This window comes from Lysinibacillus sp. NPDC093692 (genome assembly GCF_050280125.1).
GTDB lineage: Bacteria > Bacillota > Bacilli > Bacillales_A > Planococcaceae > Lysinibacillus.
Genome location: NZ_JBNNUW010000001.1, coordinates 394,097 through 411,641 on the forward strand (window position 1 = coordinate 394,097; position 17,545 = coordinate 411,641).

Annotated in this window: 13 protein-coding genes; 10 read left to right on the top strand and 3 right to left on the bottom strand. The window is 37.4% G+C overall.

What is annotated here, in order from left to right:
* Positions 1–264: 264 nt before the first annotated feature.
* From ACQKN4_RS01745 to ssuE, 3 genes are read left to right on the top strand one after another with little or no spacing between them, the layout of a single operon-like run.
* Positions 265–1,311 carry an LLM class flavin-dependent oxidoreductase gene (locus ACQKN4_RS01745; RefSeq protein ID WP_427481924.1) on the top strand — a complete coding sequence of 349 codons (1,047 nt, stop codon included), beginning with the start codon at positions 265–267 and terminating at the stop codon, positions 1,309–1,311.
* An 11-nt stretch (positions 1,312–1,322) separates the two neighbouring features.
* A complete protein-coding gene (locus ACQKN4_RS01750; RefSeq protein ID WP_079559624.1) occupies positions 1,323–2,282 on the top strand; it encodes an ATP-grasp domain-containing protein in 960 nt (319 codons plus the stop codon).
* 39 nt (positions 2,283–2,321) lie between these two features.
* Complete coding sequence (gene ssuE, locus ACQKN4_RS01755) at positions 2,322–2,855, top strand: NADPH-dependent FMN reductase (RefSeq protein WP_079559625.1); 534 nt, start codon at positions 2,322–2,324, stop codon at positions 2,853–2,855.
* A gap of 169 nt (positions 2,856–3,024) precedes the next feature.
* On the opposite strand, the gene ACQKN4_RS01760 is transcribed toward ssuE, so the two are convergent.
* A complete protein-coding gene (locus ACQKN4_RS01760) occupies positions 3,025–3,180 on the bottom strand; it encodes a hypothetical protein (RefSeq protein WP_170938872.1) in 156 nt (51 codons plus the stop codon).
* 208 nt (positions 3,181–3,388) lie between these two features.
* Here ACQKN4_RS01760 and ACQKN4_RS01765 point away from each other — a divergent pair, with 208 nt between their 5' ends.
* The 7 genes from ACQKN4_RS01765 (at position 3,389) to ACQKN4_RS01795 (ending at position 16,324) form a co-directional block, all read left to right on the top strand.
* Positions 3,389–4,777, top strand: coding sequence for an aldehyde dehydrogenase (locus ACQKN4_RS01765; RefSeq protein ID WP_079559626.1), 1,389 nt, complete (start codon positions 3,389–3,391; stop codon positions 4,775–4,777).
* A gap of 512 nt (positions 4,778–5,289) precedes the next feature.
* Entirely contained in the window at positions 5,290–6,756 is a 1,467-nt protein-coding gene (locus tag ACQKN4_RS01770; RefSeq protein WP_079559627.1) for a UDP-N-acetylmuramoyl-L-alanyl-D-glutamate--2,6-diaminopimelate ligase, read from the top strand.
* A gap of 286 nt (positions 6,757–7,042) precedes the next feature.
* A complete protein-coding gene (locus tag ACQKN4_RS01775; RefSeq protein ID WP_079559628.1) occupies positions 7,043–8,620 on the top strand; it encodes a peptide chain release factor 3 in 1,578 nt (525 codons plus the stop codon).
* 737 nt (positions 8,621–9,357) lie between these two features.
* Positions 9,358–12,411, top strand: a complete 3,054-nt coding sequence (locus ACQKN4_RS01780) for an efflux RND transporter permease subunit (protein WP_427481929.1) — start codon at positions 9,358–9,360, stop codon at positions 12,409–12,411.
* Positions 12,412–12,429: 18 nt separating this feature from the next.
* Positions 12,430–13,515: an SDR family oxidoreductase gene (locus ACQKN4_RS01785; RefSeq protein WP_427481931.1), complete on the top strand. Its 1,086-nt coding sequence runs from the start codon at positions 12,430–12,432 to the stop codon at positions 13,513–13,515.
* Positions 13,516–14,100: 585 nt separating this feature from the next.
* Positions 14,101–14,862: a TerC family protein gene (locus tag ACQKN4_RS01790; RefSeq protein ID WP_427481933.1), complete on the top strand. Its 762-nt coding sequence runs from the start codon at positions 14,101–14,103 to the stop codon at positions 14,860–14,862.
* Positions 14,863–14,968: 106 nt separating this feature from the next.
* The gene (locus ACQKN4_RS01795) at positions 14,969–16,324 is read left to right on the top strand and encodes a TrkH family potassium uptake protein (RefSeq protein ID WP_427481935.1); all 1,356 of its coding nucleotides are present in this window, start codon (positions 14,969–14,971) and stop codon (positions 16,322–16,324) included.
* A gap of 301 nt (positions 16,325–16,625) precedes the next feature.
* On the opposite strand, the gene ACQKN4_RS01800 is transcribed toward ACQKN4_RS01795, so the two are convergent.
* The gene (locus tag ACQKN4_RS01800) at positions 16,626–16,901 is read right to left on the bottom strand and encodes a hypothetical protein (RefSeq protein WP_427481937.1); all 276 of its coding nucleotides are present in this window, start codon (positions 16,899–16,901) and stop codon (positions 16,626–16,628) included.
* 305 nt (positions 16,902–17,206) lie between these two features.
* Positions 17,207–17,473 (bottom strand): hypothetical protein, encoded by a 267-nt coding sequence (locus ACQKN4_RS01805; protein ID WP_079559634.1) that lies wholly within the window; start codon positions 17,471–17,473, stop codon positions 17,207–17,209.
* Positions 17,474–17,545: the final 72 nt, after the last annotated feature.

The window sequence follows — 17,545 nt, forward strand, 5'->3', positions numbered from 1 at the left end:
GCCCAAATGTTTGTTCCTATGCTGATTATAATAAGTATTTTTACAGGTTTCAAATAGCGAAATTTACCTTTGATTGAACAATCTAAAAATTCTGTTGACTTTGTGTTTTATTATGTTATGTTAATTCTATAAGAATACTTGGTTTTAAATTCGAGTTGACTAGAAGGCTTCTTTTTACGTAACGGATATTCTACGAACTAAAACATAGGAGCTTTTTTTATCTTTATGCTGTGAAAATTCATAAGGACTTAAGGAGGATGGGAAATGAGATTAGGATTTTGGTTACCGATTTTCGGAGGATGGTTACGTAATGTAGAAAATGAGAATATGCCTGCGACCTTTGATTATGCAAAACAGGTTATTCAAACAGGAGAAAGACTTGGCTTTGATGCGACGCTTATTGCCGAGCTATATTTAAATGATATTAAGGGCGTGAATGCTGATGTGCTTGAGGCGTGGTCAACCGCCGCAGCTTTAGCAGCAGTTACTGAAAAAATTGAAATATTGGCTGCAGTTCGGCCTGGCTATCATAATCCTGCGGTAATGGCAAAAGTTGCCGCAAATATTGATCAAATTGCTAATGGTCGTTTTACTTTAAATGTAGTTTCAGCTTGGTGGGAAGAAGAAGCAAAGCAATATGGTGGTTATTTTACAGAGCATGGAGAACGTTATGACCGCACAGAGGAATTTATTGAGGTTTTAAAAGGTTTATGGACAGAAGAAACGTTCAGTTATGACGGTAAATATTACAAAATAGAAAATGCACATTTATCTCCTAAGCCAGTTGGAAAACCATACCCAAGACTTTACGCAGGTGGGGAAAGTGATCGCGGTAAAGAGGCAATTACAAAGTCATGTGACGCCTATGTGATGCATGGCGGAACAGTAGAGGAAGTTGGGGCTAAAATTAAGGAAATGCTTGACCGTCGAAAAGCAATTGGAAAAGGACCGTTCGAAACTTTCGGAATGGCTGCATATGTCATTGTACGTGATTCAGAAGAAGAAGCACTTGCTGAACTAGCCCGAATTACCAATGTAGAGGATGCGGCAGGGTATGCAGGCTTTAATGACTTCACTAGTAAATCAAAGTTAGAGCAACAAATTACACTACAAGATTATTCAGTTTCAAACAGAGGGCTAAGACCAAATTTAGTAGGCACACCTCAGCAAGTGGCTGATCGCATTTTAGCTTATGAAGAAGTTGGTGTAAATCTCTTGCTCCTTCAATTCTCTCCACATCTAGAAGAAATGGAACGTTTTGCAAGAGATGTTATGCCTTTAGTGAAAATAAAATCAGCCATCATACAGTAAGGAGCGATACTATGACTGCGAAAATTTATATTATTCATGAAAATGATGAGTGGACAAATCATTTAACAAATCGTTTAGAGGAACTAAACCTACCCTATGAGGTTTGGCATTTGGCGAAAGGATTGATTGACCTATCAAAAGAGCCACCACAAGGAATTTTTTATAGTCGTATGAGTGCTTCATCACATACGAGGGGGCATGAATTTGCACCTGAACTAACGGAGGCAGTGCTCGCCTGGCTAGAGTATCATGGCCGTCCAGTTATAAATGGAAGCCGTGCCTTAAGATTAGAAGTAAGTAAGGTCAATCAATATTGTGCACTTGAAGCTATTGGCATTCAAACACCTAAAACGATAGCGACAGTTGGTAAATCACAGCTAATAGAAGCGGCAAGAACAATTGGTACAACACCATTTATTACGAAGCATAATCGAGCAGGAAAAGGACTTGGAGTACAACTATTTCATTCAGTTGAAGCGCTAGAAGCATATGTAAATAGTGATACTTTTGAGTCACCTATAGATGGTATTACGCTTATTCAACAATATATAAAATCACCTGATTCTTATATAACACGATGTGAATTTGTTGGTGGTAAATTTTTATATGCAGTTCGTGTAGATACATCAGAAGGATTTGAACTTTGTCCTGCTGATAGCTGTCAAATAGTGGATCAGTTTTGCCCAGTAGGTGAAACAGCAACTAAGAAATCAAAATTTCAAATTATAGACAGTTTTTCAGAGGAGCTTATAGGGCGATATGAAGAATTTTTAGAGAAAAATAAAGTAAGTGTCGCAGGGATTGAGTCGATTATCGATGAAGAAGGGAATATTTTTACATATGACGTAAATACCAATACAAACTATAATGCAGAAGCCGAAAGAGCCGTAGGAAAATATGGCATGTTAGCTGTGGCCAAATATTTAGGTGCTACATTACGTCAATATGAAAAGACATTGCAATTTTCGTAAAGTATTTTTGTAGTCACTATGTAAAGGGGAGTGGTTAAATTGATAAAAGCAGTTATTATTAATGGCAGTAATTCGAGAAATTCACGCGTGACAGCTATTCATGATAAGGTGGAAAACTCTTTAAAGGTACAAGGAATAGCAGTGCACACAAATTACGTACATGAATTGCCAGCTGAGGACTTAATTACGGCTAATTTTGCAAGTGAGGCCATCATTACAGAAAATAAACAAGTTGAAGAAGCAGATATTATCGTAATTTTGACGCCTATTTATAAAGCCTCATATTCAGGAATACTTAAAACTTACTTGGATTTACTGCCGCAAAAAGCGTTGCAAGGAAAAATTATCTTACCAATTGCTGTAGGTGGCTCTATTGGACATTTACTCGCATTAGAATTTGCATTAAAACCAATATTAGCTGTATTAGGGGCTACAAATATTGCACATTCTGTTTATATTGTTGATAAACAAATTATTCGCCTTGAAGATGGAAGCTTTGCCATCGAGGAAGAAGCAATTAACCGACTTGATGTAGAATTAAAACAATTACAGAAAAATGTATTAGTAAACTGAAGTTATTCCGATAAAAGCTACAATTATTCCGATAAAATGAGAAAATATTCCGATAAAAGTTAAAGTTGTTCCGATAAAATGAGATTGTATTCCGATAAATCTTCAAAGTATTCATCTGAAAAAAATAGCGCATTATAGGAAATAACCACCTCCTATAACGCGCTGTTTTTTAATTAACTTCAGGTTCTTCTTTTTTCTCAATCGGTGCTGTAGTGAGATATAAGAAAGCCTCATCTTGCAATAGCGATATTTTTTCTTCACTAATACCGTGCGCTAATGGTCCAGAAAAAATGGACTCCCACCAAGTTCCTGTTGTTATTGTCATTCATCTACGCCCCCATTTCAAATTTTCAATATGTAGTTGTAAGTTTCTCGGAGTCACAAAACCGTCTACAGTTCTAACATATTCTTTACACATCCCTCGTTTAGAAAGAGGAATTTTGCTTGTCAATGTTGTATCGTATAGACAAAGATAGTTTGTTTCGAAATGAAAAAACTATGTATGCCATTTTAAAAAAAGGGGTGCTTTTATTATGAATTTTACGACACAAGATGTAGAAAATATGATTACAGAGCAACGTCAATTTTATTTTTCTCGAGCGACGAAGAGTACAAAATTTCGAAAAGAGCAATTACTAAAACTGAAGAAAACAATTTTAAAATATGAAAAAGAAATTTTGAATGCTCTATATTTAGATTTACGTAAGAGTGAGTTTGAGGCATATGCAACAGAAATTGGCATTGTTTTAGATAGTATTTCTTATATGGTAAAGCATGTTGAAGAGTGGATGAAACCGGAAGCTGTAAAAACACCGATTCAATACCAGGTGGGAAAAAGCTTTATTGTAAGAGAGCCTTTTGGCGTAACATTAATCATTGGTCCTTTCAATTATCCATTTCAACTTGTCATGGAGCCATTAATCGGTGCAATTGTTGGTGGTAATACGGCTATTGTAAAACCATCAGAAACATCTGTGCATACAGCAGCGATTGTTAAAAAAATAATTGTAGAAACGTTTAATCCTTCATACGTGCGTGTTGTGGAAGGAGAGAAAGATGAAGTGACGGCACTTATTCATGCGTCCTTTGACTATATATTTTTTACAGGAAGTGTGGCAGTCGGAAAAGTTGTTGCAAAGGCAGCGGCGGAACGATTAACACCAATTGCCCTGGAACTTGGCGGGAAAAGTCCTGCAATTGTCGATCAAACAGCCAATTTAGAAGTAGCGGCGAAAAGAATTGCATGGGGAAAATTCACAAATACTGGACAAACTTGTGTAGCACCAGACTATGTCCTTGTCCATAAAGAAGTTTATGACCGATTTATGAAAATATTGAAAGCAACTATTCGTTCTTTCTATGGTAAAAACGCAATAAAAAGCCCTGACTACGGCCGTATTGTCAATCTAAGACAATTTGATCGCTTACAACAAATTATTGTAGAAGAACGTGATGCCATTACATTTGGAGGTAGAACAGATCGTGATGATTTGTATATGGAGCCTACCATTATTGAATATGTAAAATGGTCAAATCCTTCGATGCAGGATGAACTATTTGGTCCAATTTTACCTGTGATGATGTATGATGATTTACCGCTAGCCATTCACCAAATTCGTCAGTTACCAAAGCCTCTAGCGGCGTATTTTTTCTCCGAGCATGAGAAAGCTATCCAGTACTTTTTAGAGGAATTACCATTTGGTGGAGGATGTATAAATGATACGATTACACATGTTGGAAATTTACATTTGCCATTTGGTGGTGTCGGATCATCAGGGGTAAAAGCCTACCATGGGAAGGCAAGTTTTGAAAACTTTACACATCCCAAATCAATATTAAAAAAATCTTCTAAGTTAGAGACGAATGTTCTCTTTCCACCTTATAAACAAAAGGTTAAGCTTGTGAGAACTATAATGAAATAGTAAAAGGAGGTGTCGAATCACTAAAGATTCTTGACACCTCACTTTTTTTAGGGAAAATGTAGTTGTCGATAAATGTCGTTTTTTTTATAAAGTAAGTACATTTCGAGCTTTTAAGCCATATATAAGCTGTTTGGAGGGGAAGCATGGGTTGAAAACTTTTAGCATGCGCAGAAAAGGAACGAAGGCTAAAAGCAACTGTAAGCGCTCTTTTGACTAGCTAGATGGTGCAACTGCGCGTTGCATCAAAGAGCTCATCGGATGTTCCGAGTAGACGCTCAGCCGGATGGAAATCAACCCCACGTGGTGATGATAAGCAAAATTTTATTGAAATATTAAAGATATATTAAAATGATAGCGTTTTCATCAAAAAAACGTCCTAACAAGCATTTTCTTTATGGGCGAATAAGTAGTAAAATAAATTCAATAGATTGTGGGGGACTCATCTTGTCATTTATTGTCGAATAAACAACAAATGATGAAATGAATGTAGAGATTGAATGGAGGACTATGAAATGTATGCAGAGGAATTGTTGAATGCATTACCTTTGAAAAAAATAATTGGAGTGCTACCTGATCAAGTGACTGATATTGTAATTGATTCACGTAGTGTGCAACCAAATAGTATGTTTGTTTGTATTAAAGGTTATACGGTAGATGGCCATGAATATGCACAGAAAGCTGTTGAAGGTGGCGCAACAATTGTTGTGACAGAACGACAATTACCATTAGAAGAAACGATTGCGCAAGTTATCGTGAAAGATACGGATCGAGCAGTTGGCTTGTTAGCTGCAAAGTTTTTTGACTATCCATCAAAAGATATGGCGATGATTGGTGTAACAGGAACAAATGGAAAAACATCAGTAACAGGAATTATTCAAAACATCATGCATGGTATGGGCGAGAAATCAGCGTTATCAGGGACAATCGGCTTTAATTTAAATGGTATTTTATATGAATCAGCCAATACTACAAGCGATGCATTATCGACTCAACAAATGATATTCCGTGCAAAAATGGAAGGCTGCCGATTAATGACTATGGAGGTATCTTCACACGGTTTAGCACTTGGACGTCTAGCTGGTGTAGAATATGATGTAGCTATTTTTACAAATCTTACACATGATCATCTTGATTTCCATGGAACGATGGAGGAATATGGCCATGCGAAAGGCTTATTATTCTCTCAACTCGGACAAGACTTAGAAAAGAATAAATTTGTCGTGTTAAATGCCGATGATGCTTGGTCAGAACGCTATGCTGCGATGACACCATTTCCAGTATGGACATATGGTTTGAACAATGAAACAGCTGATTTCCGAGCTATTAACTGTGAGTATCATGATTTCATGACTTCTTTTGACGTTGAAACGCCAGAGGGAATATACCGCGTGAAAATGCATTTACTTGGGGAATTTAATATATACAATGTACTTGCCGCTATGGTTGCTTTTTATGGACGTGGTTATTCAATTGAAACAATTATTGAGCAAATTGAGCAAATACCACCAGTAAAGGGACGTATGGAGAAAGTTTGCTCAGATTTACCGGTGCAGATGTTTATTGATTATGCACATACGCCTGATGCAATTGAAAAGGCGATTTCTTCAGCTCAACCATATAAAAAAGGTAAGCTTATTTTCTTAGTTGGCACAGGCGGCAATCGTGATAAATCGAAACGTCCAACAATGGCAGAAAAAGCATCAGCCGCTGATTACGTTATATTAACGACAGATGACCCGCGCTATGAAGAGTACGATAGTATTACAGGTGATCTTGCCAAAGGGATGTTACATGAAAATTATGCATGTATAGGAGACCGTGCTGAAGCTGTGCGCCATGCAATTGAGGTTGCTGAACCAGGAGATATCATTATTTTTGCTGGTAAAGGACATGAAGATTATCAAATTATTGAGAATACTAAATATCCACATAGTGATGCGGATATTGCAATAGAAGCTGGCCAATTAAAATTTGTATAATATATGATCTCCAATTAGGATGTTAGAGTGTACGATAGTGTGAATGAATGCATGTAGTCATGCGATAAGTTCACCATACTTTAAAACCCCTTTTAGTCAAGGGGTTTTCTTTTTGGGTTAACATGAAGGTGAATGTATTGAAAGAAAATGATTATCATCGGAGTGTTTGAGGGACTATCTACATTGGAACTAGCTAAGTATTCTTTGGGGAATTCATGTAAAAAGGTTGTAAGAAAGGCAAGTCTTCTTTTATTATTAGTAAGTATGAAAAAAGGAGAATGACGAGATGAATTCAAATTTAGAAAAAGATATATTATCACGTCGAACTTTTGCCATTATCAGTCACCCTGATGCTGGGAAAACGACGATTACAGAAAAGCTTTTACTATTTGGTGGTGCAATTCGTGATGCCGGTACGGTAAAAGGGAAGAAAACAGGTAAGTTTGCAACATCTGACTGGATGGAGATTGAAAAGCAACGTGGGATTTCTGTAACTTCTTCAGTTATGCAATTTGATTATAATGGATCACGTGTCAATATTTTGGATACTCCAGGTCACCAAGATTTCTCGGAGGATACGTATCGTACACTAATGGCGGTGGATAGTGCTGTCATGGTCGTAGATGCTGCCAAAGGTATTGAAGCACAAACTTTAAAGCTGTTCAAAGTTTGTAAAATGCGTGGTATTCCAATTTTTACGTTTATTAATAAACTTGACCGTCAAGGGAAGGAGCCACTTGAGCTGATTGAAGAGCTTGAGGAGGTATTGGGCATTAACGCTTACCCGATGAACTGGCCGATCGGTATGGGTAAAGAGTTTTTAGGTATTTATGATCGTTATAATAAACGTATCGAGCAATTCCGTTCTGATGAAGTAGAGCGTTTCTTGCCAATTGATGAAAATGGGGAACTTGCAGTTGAGCATCCGATGAAGGTGACTTCTTATTATTCACAAGCAATGGACGACATTATGTTGCTTGATGAAGCGGGTAATGAGTACTCAGAAGAAAAAATTCGTCGTGGTGAATTAACACCTGTTTTCTTTGGGTCTGCTTTAACAAATTTCGGTGTACAAACATTCCTTGAAACATATTTACAATTTGCACCGACACCACAGCCTCGTATTACTGAGAATGAACTATTTATTGATCCAGTTGAGCATGAGGAGTTTTCAGGCTTCATTTTCAAAATTCAAGCGAATATGAACCCTGCACACCGTGACCGTATTGCCTTTGTGCGTATCGTATCGGGTAAATTTGAACGTGGCATGAACATGACTTTATCTCGTACAGGTAAATCATTCAAAGTGACACAATCAACACAATTCCTTGCGGATGACCGTGAAACAGTAGATGAAGCAGTAGCTGGTGATATTATCGGTTTATATGACACAGGTACTTATCAGATTGGCGACACAGTCGTAGGTGGTAAAAAGACATTCCAATTTGAAAAACTACCACAGTTCACTCCAGAGCTATTTGTTCGTGTAACTGCGAAAAATGTAATGAAGTCTAAGCAATTCCATAAAGGGATTTTACAATTAGTGCAAGAAGGCGCCATTCAATATTATAAAACATTGCATACAGAAGAAGTTATTCTTGGAGCAGTTGGTCAATTACAATTTGAGGTTTTTGAGCATCGTATGAAAAATGAATATAATGTTGAAGTGAGAATGGAGCCAATTGGTTCGAAAATTGCAAGATGGATTGAAAACGAAGAGGATGTTAAAGAATCAATGTCTTCAGGTCGTTCAATGCTTGTAAAAGACCGTTTTGATAATCTTGTTTTCTTATTTGAAAATGAATTTGCTATGCGTTGGTTTGCAGATAAAAACGAAAACATTAAACTGTATAGCCTTTTATAATAAAAAGAATTGTCAGGTTGATTTCCGTTTCAGTCTACTCGCTTTCCCACGGGAGTCGAGTAGCCTTCAACTCCAATCAACAATAGCGTAGAGCTTTTATCATTTTTAGGCATTTCAAAAGTGAACAAACTAACACGAATCGACATGTTGCGATTCGTGTTTTTTTACAAGGAAAATTAAAGCTTTATGTAGAATATATACAGTATTAGGAAATTTAAACCTGATGAACAGCTTCCGGAAAGAATTTATAAATAGGCACATTACTAAAAGTTGGGGTAGCGTTTGTTTTAAGCGGTTGCTATGTTGATCTTCGTTACGACTGGGCGACTCCTTGGGGATTAGCGATATAGAGGAACGAAGGCTAAAAGCATCACGTCCTGTGATAACGCCTTCGTGACCAACATCGTGCTGTTGCTGTCGCTGCGCTTTCGCACAAACAAAACCAAAACCCTCTGCTGCCGCTACGTTGCACTCACGCTTTCGCGCAAAAGACATCTGTTGGCCCGAGACCCTGGAGCGCAGCGAAGCGGCTCATCGGACGCCCCCAGGAAGCTTTGCTCTGTGCGAAAGCGAAGCGACAGCAACAACAAATGTTTTCTGTAGCGAAAGCGAAGCGGCAGCTACAAAGCGCCCAGTCGGAACGGAAATCAACCACACGTTATGGTGGTGCCCAATTTATAAAATATTCACCTTTTCGGGTATTATAGAAGGGAAGAGATGGAAAAGGAGCTTATAAAGTGAATATTAGTAATTTTTCTATTAAAAGGCCTGTTTTTACAATAGTTACAATGATATTAGTCATTATTTTGGGTGGCGTTTCATTATTAAAAATACCTATTACGCTTATTCCTGAGTTACGTCCACCAATTGGCATCGTTGTTACCTCTTATCCTGGTGCAAGTCCGACCGAGGTTAATGAAAAAATAACGAAGCCATTGGAGACAACGCTTGCCACCTTACCAGGGATTAAAAAACTACAGTCTACCTCTCAAGAAGGATCCAATTTAATTGTTCTCGAATTTGATTGGTCAACCAATATTGAAGATGCTCAGCTCGATATTTTACAACGCATCGACATGACCCCTTTACCGAATGATGCTGAGAAACCTAGCTTTTTAAAATTTGATCCATCTCAGTTTCCTATTATCCAACTTTCACTACGGGCGGAAAATGACCATGTAGATGTGCGTTTACTGGCAGAAGCCTTGGAAAAGGAACTTCGTCGAACTGCTGGTGTCGCGAGTGTAAATATTTCCGGTAAGCTAGTCGAAGAAGTTCAAATAACTTTAGATGAATCGAAGTTAGTTGAAAAAGGATTAACGCAAGCAGATGTTATTCAAATTATTCAATCGAACAATGTTTCCCTTCCTGGTGAACCCGTATTAACAGCAGATGGAAAGATGTTAACAACTCGTATTTTAAGCACATTAAATTCACCTGAAAGCATTGCAGATTTAATCATTTCGGTAAATCCACTAGATGGTAAACCATTAACAGTTGGAGAAGTAGCAACTGTTGAACGCACGGAGCAAAAATCTATAACTACGACACGTGCAAATGAGCATCCTGCAGTATTAATGTCTGTATTACAGGAATCAGGCGCTAATACGGCAGAAGTATCCAAAGCTTTTAAAAAGGCTTTAAATGAATTATTAACGAAGAAGCAATATGAAGGAATCGTTACAGATGTGCTAGTGGACCAAGGGAATTACGTAGATTTAGCGATAAGCAATATCGGAACTTCTTTACTTCTAGGTGGATTATTCGCAATGTTCGTGCTATTTGTCTTTCTACGAAGTGTGAAAAGCCCTATTATTATTGGAATTGCGATTCCGTACTCGGTTATTGTTACATTTGTTTTAATGTTTTTCGCCAATTTCTCACTCAATATTATGACATTAGGGGCGTTAGCACTTGGCATTGGTATGCTTGTTGATAATGCTATCGTTGTTATAGAAAACATTGAACGACATTTAGGACTTGGCAAGGACCCTATCGAAGCAGCTAAGGATGGGACAAAGGAAGTGGCGCTTGCGATTACTGCGTCCACACTCACAACAATTGCTGTATTCATTCCTGTAATGTTTATTAAAGGATTAATAGGGCAAATTTTCACAGAATTTGCTTTAACTATTTCTTTTAGCTTAATCGCTTCTTTAGTCGTTGCGTTAACGGTTGTCCCAATGCTTGCAAGTCGTCTTTTAAAAATGAAATCAATCAATGTTTATGAAAAACGAAATGAATCATCCTTTTACAAGAGCTACAAAACATCAATTATTTGGGTATTGCGTCACCGTATGCTTGTACTAATCTCAACAGTTGTCTGTTTTGGATTTGCCTTGTTTGGACTTATGAAAATTGGCACAGAGTTTTTACCGCCAACCGATGAAGGATTTGCATCCATAAGTGTAAATCTTGAAAAAGGGATAGCCGTATCAGAAACAGAAAAAGTGGTTGCGAAAATTGAAGATCGTTTGAAACAGGAGAAAGATGTTGACGTATATGTTAGCTTAATCGGTGGTACACAGCAAGCGCAAGCTCGGGGACAAACAAGTGCCAACCAAGCTGAGCTATATGTAAAGCTTGTCCCTTTAGCAGATAGGGATCGTTCGATTTTTGAATTTGTAGAAGAGGTTGAAAAAGATTTGCATGCAAAGCTAGGGGAGCAAGTTGAAATCAACTTCAATGTCTCAACGACAACAGGTTCGTCACCAAATACATTAACGTTTAGGTTAACAGATTCTGATGAGCGAAGACTTCATAGCTCTGTTGATAAAGTGCAGCAGGAGCTATCAAAGGTGAATGCTATCACAAAGGTATCTACGGATTTAGATATCACTGTAAAAGAAATTCAAGTCGAAGTAGACCGTGAAAAGGCGAAGGACTACGGATTTGTGCCTGCACAAATTGCTCAGACGGTCAATCAAATGACAAAGGGTCAGCTAACTACGCAATTAATGGCAGAGGATGGTGCTGTATTGCCTGTTTATACAGGCTTTGGACAAGTGTTTAATGATAGTATCGAGTCATTAAAATCGATGCAGCTACGTTCACCTGCAGGTTTATTTGTAAAACTAGAGGACATTGCAACTGTTTCTGTACAAGAAGGGCCAGTATCGATAAGACGTTCTGATCAGGCTGCTGCTGTTGCATTTTTTGTTGAATATAAAACGAAGGAATCGCTAGGTGGCATCTCGGCTAAAGTGGACAAAGCATTGGAAAAAGCGGATTTGCCTACTGAAGCTCAAATTGTCTTTAGTGGAGATCGTGAGCTTTATGATAGTGCGATTAATGATATGCTTTTAGCAGTTGCGTTAGCGGTCGTACTTGTATATATCGTGATGGCCGCACAGTTTGAATCTTTTAAATATCCATTCGTTATCATGTTCACAGTACCTTTAATGATTATTGGTGTTGCTATTGCTATGTTTGCTACGAACACGCTAATTGGTGTGACATCTGTTATAGGCATCTTAATATTAGTTGGAATTGTCGTGAATAACGGGATTGTTCTTGTAGATTACATTAATCAACAAAAAGCTAGAGGACTGGCAACGTATGATGCGATTGTACTTGCTACACAAGATCGACTTCGACCAATTTTAATGACTGCACTAACAACGATTTTAGGATTGCTACCACTTGCTCTTGGCATCGGTGAAGGAACAGAGATGAATAAACCGATGGGAATTGTCGTAATCGGAGGGCTAGTGACATCCACTTTATTGACATTATATATTGTACCAATCGTGTACAGTTTAATGGATAAGACAACAAGGAAGATGCGGTAAGTTCAGGGGGGATGAGAGATGGGGGTTCATTTTTTTACAGGCTTTCCGGGTTTTATTTCAAGTCAATTAATACGAGAGTTATTTCTAAAAAATCAATCACAAGAAGTCATCGCTATTGTTTTAGCTGGGGAGTTAATAAAAGCAAATTTAGAAAGAGAACATATTTTAGCGGAGTTTCCTAACTGTTCTATTCGTATTGTAGAGGGAGATATTACATTACCGAATCTCGGTCTAGAAAACCAAGCTGTACAGGAAATTGTACCTCAAATAAAGGTGCTCTGGCATCTAGCTGCCATTTATGATTTAGCCGTGCCTCGCGATATTGCATGGAAGGTAAATGTACATGGTACGACTATGGTCAATGACTTTGTTCGCACACTTCCGAACTTAAGTCGCTATATGTATTTCAGTACAGCGTATGTCGCAGGAATACGTGAAGGTGTTTTGCGAGAAACTGAATTAATTCGCCCGCCTGCATTTAAAAACTATTATGAGGAAACAAAGTATGAAGCTGAGCATCGAGTAGAAGATTTGAAATCAGAAATACCACTGACAATTATTCGACCTGGTATCGTACGTGGACATTCAGAAACAGGAGAAACGATTAAATTCGATGGACCTTATTTCTTTTTAAATATGGTGGATAAATTAAAATGCCTACCTTTTATTCCGTACATTGGTCAATCGAAATCAACAATAAATGTAGTGCCAGTGGATTACATTATAAAAGCTTCGACTTATCTAGTTGATGAAAGATGTGCTGAAGGTAAAACTTTACATCTAACGGACCCAAATCCACATCCGATGCAGGAAGTGTATCGGACGATGGTAAAGTTATTAACGAACCGTTATCCTAAGGGACGATTACCGCTAACACTAGCAAGACTATCTTTACAAGTCCCACTTCTTCGAAAAAATCTAGGTGTTGAGCAAGAAACTTTAGATTATTTAACTTGGGATGCTAAATTCGATACGTCGGAAGCAATGACTATTTTGAAAAAAGGTAATATTACATGCCCCGACTTTATACAAACTATGCCTAGAATGATTGAATTTTATTTAGCGCATAAAGAAGATAAAAGCTATCAAATTCAAATAAAGTGACTTCAAGTAGTGGTTTGCTAATTGAGAGTTGATGCAATCGGCTATAGATTTATTATTGACTGATAAAAGCATTTTTGGTTTATATTTTGCTAATGAATACCCATTTTAACTGATTGTAGCGTAGGGCTACTCGACTCTCGCGGAAAAGCGAGACAGACGAGACCCTGCACGGAGCGAAGCGGAGGAAGCGGCTCAACGCTCGCCCGCAGGAAAGCGAGTAGTCCGTAGCGGAAATCAGAGCCTATAGTAGGGTAGAATAATTTTGCCACTCATATATGATAGTGCTATAATGAGTTTTACAGAAGAAGAACCTTCGACGTTTTGTCAAAGGGGAGTAGCTAACAGATACGAGCGATGTATCTGGATTACATTCGTCATGACATGGTTTTTACCATCGGGTGTGATAAGCGATTAACTCTATGCTTGCGGTATTCATTCCACTAGTAAAAGAGAGGTACTGATGAATTGTCAGATATTTATTTGCTTAGCGAGACCTTTGCCTTTTAATAGGGCAGAGGTCTTTTCTTTTGTACTCGTATAGTAATAACTAATTTGGGTATACAGAGCTTTAGAGGGGGCACATGAATGGAATCAATTGTATTAGAATACGGTTGGGTACTTATTGTACTTGTAGTATTAGAAGGGTTATTAGCAGCAGATAATGCAGTAGTAATGGCTGTGATGGTGAAGCATTTACCACATGAGCAACAAAAAAAGGCACTGTTTTATGGATTATTCGGTGCATTAATTTTCCGATTCTCAGCGCTTTTTGTCATTACAGTATTAGTGAATTATTGGCAAATTCAAGCATTGGGAGCAGCTTATTTATTATTCATGTCCGCCAAAAATATATATGATTTGCGCCATAAAAAAGACTCAGAAGAAGAATCTAGTGAAGAAACGAGAAAAAAGGGCTCTGGTTTTTGGATGACAGTGCTTAAGGTAGAGGCAGCGGATATTGCATTTGCTATTGATTCTATGCTTGCTGCAGTTGCCATTGCGGTTACTTTACCGAAGGTAGGAAGCTTTGATATTGGTGGCATCAATGGTGGACAATTTATTGTCATGTTACTTGGTGGGTTTATCGGAGTGATCATGATGCGATTTGCGGCACAATGGTTTGTGAAAATATTAAATGACTATCCTTCACTTGAAACAGCTGCGTTTTTAATTGTAGGTTGGGTAGGTGTAAAGCTTGTTGTGCTGACTTTGTCGCATGAGAAGGTGGGTATTTTACCTGCAGAATTTCCACATTCAACTGTGTGGGAGTTAACTTTCTGGATCGTACTATTGGGCATCGCATTAGTAGGTTATTTAGTAGGAGTTCGTTTTAAAAATAAAGCTTAATATCATTTAGAGGGATAGTCGTAGCTATTCCTCTTTCTTTTTTTAAGTATTTTTCCTATACTAATATCTATCGAGTTTGGCATCATATTAGGAAGGGGTTTTCAACGTGCCCTGGAAAAGATCAAAAAATAGACTTGTTACACCTTTTCAGGTGCTTGTCTCTTATTATTTTATAGCTATAGCGATTTCCTTCCTGTTACTACGGCTACCAGGCGTTCATCAAGAAGGTGTACACGTTTCATTATTAGATAGTTTGTTTACGGCTGTAAGTGCAGTTAGTGTAACGGGTTTAACAACATTCGATATATCTGAAAGCTACACAACATTTGGCCTCGTGATGGTACTTGTCATTTTACAACTTGGCGCAATTGGCATTATGTCACTTGGTACCTTTGTGTGGTTACTAGTTGGGAAAAAAATAGGTATGCGTGAGCGTCAGTTGATTATGATTGACCATAATCAATACAATTTGTCAGGGGTTGTCCAATTAATTCGCGAAATATTGAAAATCTTAATCGGTATTGAAGTGATGGGTGCGTTTATTTTAACGTTGCACTTTACAAACTATTTCGATACTTTCGAAGAAGCGTTGATTCATGGTGTTTTTGCCTCCGTTTCTGCTACTACAAATGGTGGTTTTGATATTACAGGCATGAGTTTATTACCGTTTCATAACGATTACTTTGTACAAATAATAACGATGTTATTAATCGTGCTAGGCGCGATAGGCTTCCCAGTATTAATTGAAGTGAAATCTTTTTTACTTCATCGCCATGCAAATTTCCGCTTTAGTTTATTTACAAAAATAACGACCTCCACATATGCAATTTTATTTGTGGTAGGGGCTCTCGTAATTTTATTGCTTGAATCATTCCATTCCTTTAAGGGAATGTCTTGGCATGAAGCGCTGTTTTCTGCAATGTTCCATTCTGTTTCAACACGATCAGCTGGACTGACGACGTACGATGTTACAACCTTTAGTGAAGCGACAGATATTTTTATGAGCTTTTTAATGTTTATTGGTTCTTCGCCAAGTTCAGTTGGTGGAGGGATACGTACAACAACGTTTGCCATGGCCATTCTATTCCTAATTACCTTCTCACGAGGAAGAGAGGATATTCAAGTATTCGGACGTGAAATACATTTAATCGATGTATTCCGCTCGTTTGTTGTTATTTTATTGGCATTCTTTATGGTTTTAGTTGCAACAATTATTTTACTTATTACTGAGCCACACGCATCACTGATTCAAATAATTTTTGAAATTACATCAGCGTTCGGAACGTGTGGGATGTCTTTAGGGATTACCTCGGATTTATCGGTATTTGGTAAAATTATCATTATGATTTTAATGTTTGTTGGTCGTGTCGGTTTAATCTCCTTCCTTTACACTCTTGGTGGTGGTGGTAGAGGCAAAAAATCAAGTTATCACTATCCTAAGGAACGAGTAATTATCGGGTAAATACTAGATCATTGATATGAATGACTTTTATGGGATTCAATCAATACTTGAATAGCCCCTACAACTAAGATTGAAATAAAAAAAGAGCTAATTTAGTAACGGGTTCTGTTTTGAAGTACAAAAAGCAAAATCGCAGGTTAAAAAGACAATTAATTAGCATATTAATATTAAAAGGTACTGCGAATTCGCAGTACCTTTTTTGTACAACTGTGTCTGATATTTTGTGAATCAAAATTTAACTAAAGCGCCCCATTAGTTCAATAAGAAAACAGCTTTATTCTTTATCTTTCTTCTAATATTCTTATATAAATTCAAACGCAAACATTAAACCTAAAGGGATAGTTAACCAAAGCAGAGAATTGCTCAATATAATTTTAAAATAGGAAGTATTTTCTAATTTGTCTTTGGAAACGAATCTCCACATCAACAGTGCACCAAGAGCCCATACCGGTATGACTAAAAAGAATTCTGGCGTCAAAGTATCAGATTCACCTAACGCTCCTTCTGCAAAAAACCAAGAAATAAATAATGCAACAAAACCAGTAAATATAACATTACCTATAACAATTGATTTCATTTTTAATCCTCCTTTCTCTTTGTGTAAATAAAATACTTTATTCACCAGTAGATTCACATATCATTCTTACTTAACTATCCTGCGTCGTTATTTCAACAAAGAAAGAAGAGCTGCCTATGCGACTCAATGATCTTCAAGAAAAGCACCCCGTTAGCCCTCCATGAATCGCAAAAATAAGTACTTCACCACAGAAAATGAAAGATGATTAAGTTCTTTCCTGGGAGTTTAAGAGGGAAATTTTAAAAATAATATAACCTTTTATCATTTTCCGACAGAAAACTCTCACTTCTATAAGTGGGAGTAGTTCAAGTTTCGCCCATAAACACAAGTAGTACGATTGACAATGAAACACCAATGACATAAATCCCAAAAACAATCATAGGGGAATACTTCCAAAATCCTTTTTCTCTTTTTTTAAAGCTCTGAACACTAAATATTATTCCTATGACGAACATAATAGTCCCAAGAAAGAATAGCCAAGCAGTATTAAGTTGAAAGTAATAAAAACATGCTACACAAATAAGTCCTACTACTGAAAATAATGTTGATAATATCCCTTTTTTACTGAACATTGTTTACCTCCCTCCTTAATTTCTACAATTACTATAAGGACGAACGAAATGAATGGTGGTTCCAATTTTGAT

What these genes read in the sequence shown, in the direction of transcription:
- ACQKN4_RS01745 (WP_427481924.1), top strand. Translation starts at nt 265, where the DNA reads ATGAGATTAGGATTTTGGTTACCGATTTTCGGAGGATGGTTACGTAAT.
- ACQKN4_RS01750 (WP_079559624.1), top strand. Translation starts at nt 1,323, where the DNA reads ATGACTGCGAAAATTTATATTATTCATGAAAATGATGAGTGGACAAAT.
- ACQKN4_RS01760 (WP_170938872.1), bottom strand. Translation starts at nt 3,180, where the DNA reads ATGACAATAACAACAGGAACTTGGTGGGAGTCCATTTTTTCTGGACCA.
- ACQKN4_RS01765 (WP_079559626.1), top strand. Translation starts at nt 3,389, where the DNA reads ATGAATTTTACGACACAAGATGTAGAAAATATGATTACAGAGCAACGT.
- ACQKN4_RS01770 (WP_079559627.1), top strand. Translation starts at nt 5,290, where the DNA reads ATGTATGCAGAGGAATTGTTGAATGCATTACCTTTGAAAAAAATAATT.
- ACQKN4_RS01775 (WP_079559628.1), top strand. Translation starts at nt 7,043, where the DNA reads ATGAATTCAAATTTAGAAAAAGATATATTATCACGTCGAACTTTTGCC.
- ACQKN4_RS01785 (WP_427481931.1), top strand. Translation starts at nt 12,430, where the DNA reads ATGGGGGTTCATTTTTTTACAGGCTTTCCGGGTTTTATTTCAAGTCAA.
- ACQKN4_RS01790 (WP_427481933.1), top strand. Translation starts at nt 14,101, where the DNA reads ATGGAATCAATTGTATTAGAATACGGTTGGGTACTTATTGTACTTGTA.
- ACQKN4_RS01800 (WP_427481937.1), bottom strand. Translation starts at nt 16,901, where the DNA reads ATGAAATCAATTGTTATAGGTAATGTTATATTTACTGGTTTTGTTGCA.
- ACQKN4_RS01805 (WP_079559634.1), bottom strand. Translation starts at nt 17,473, where the DNA reads ATGTTCAGTAAAAAAGGGATATTATCAACATTATTTTCAGTAGTAGGA.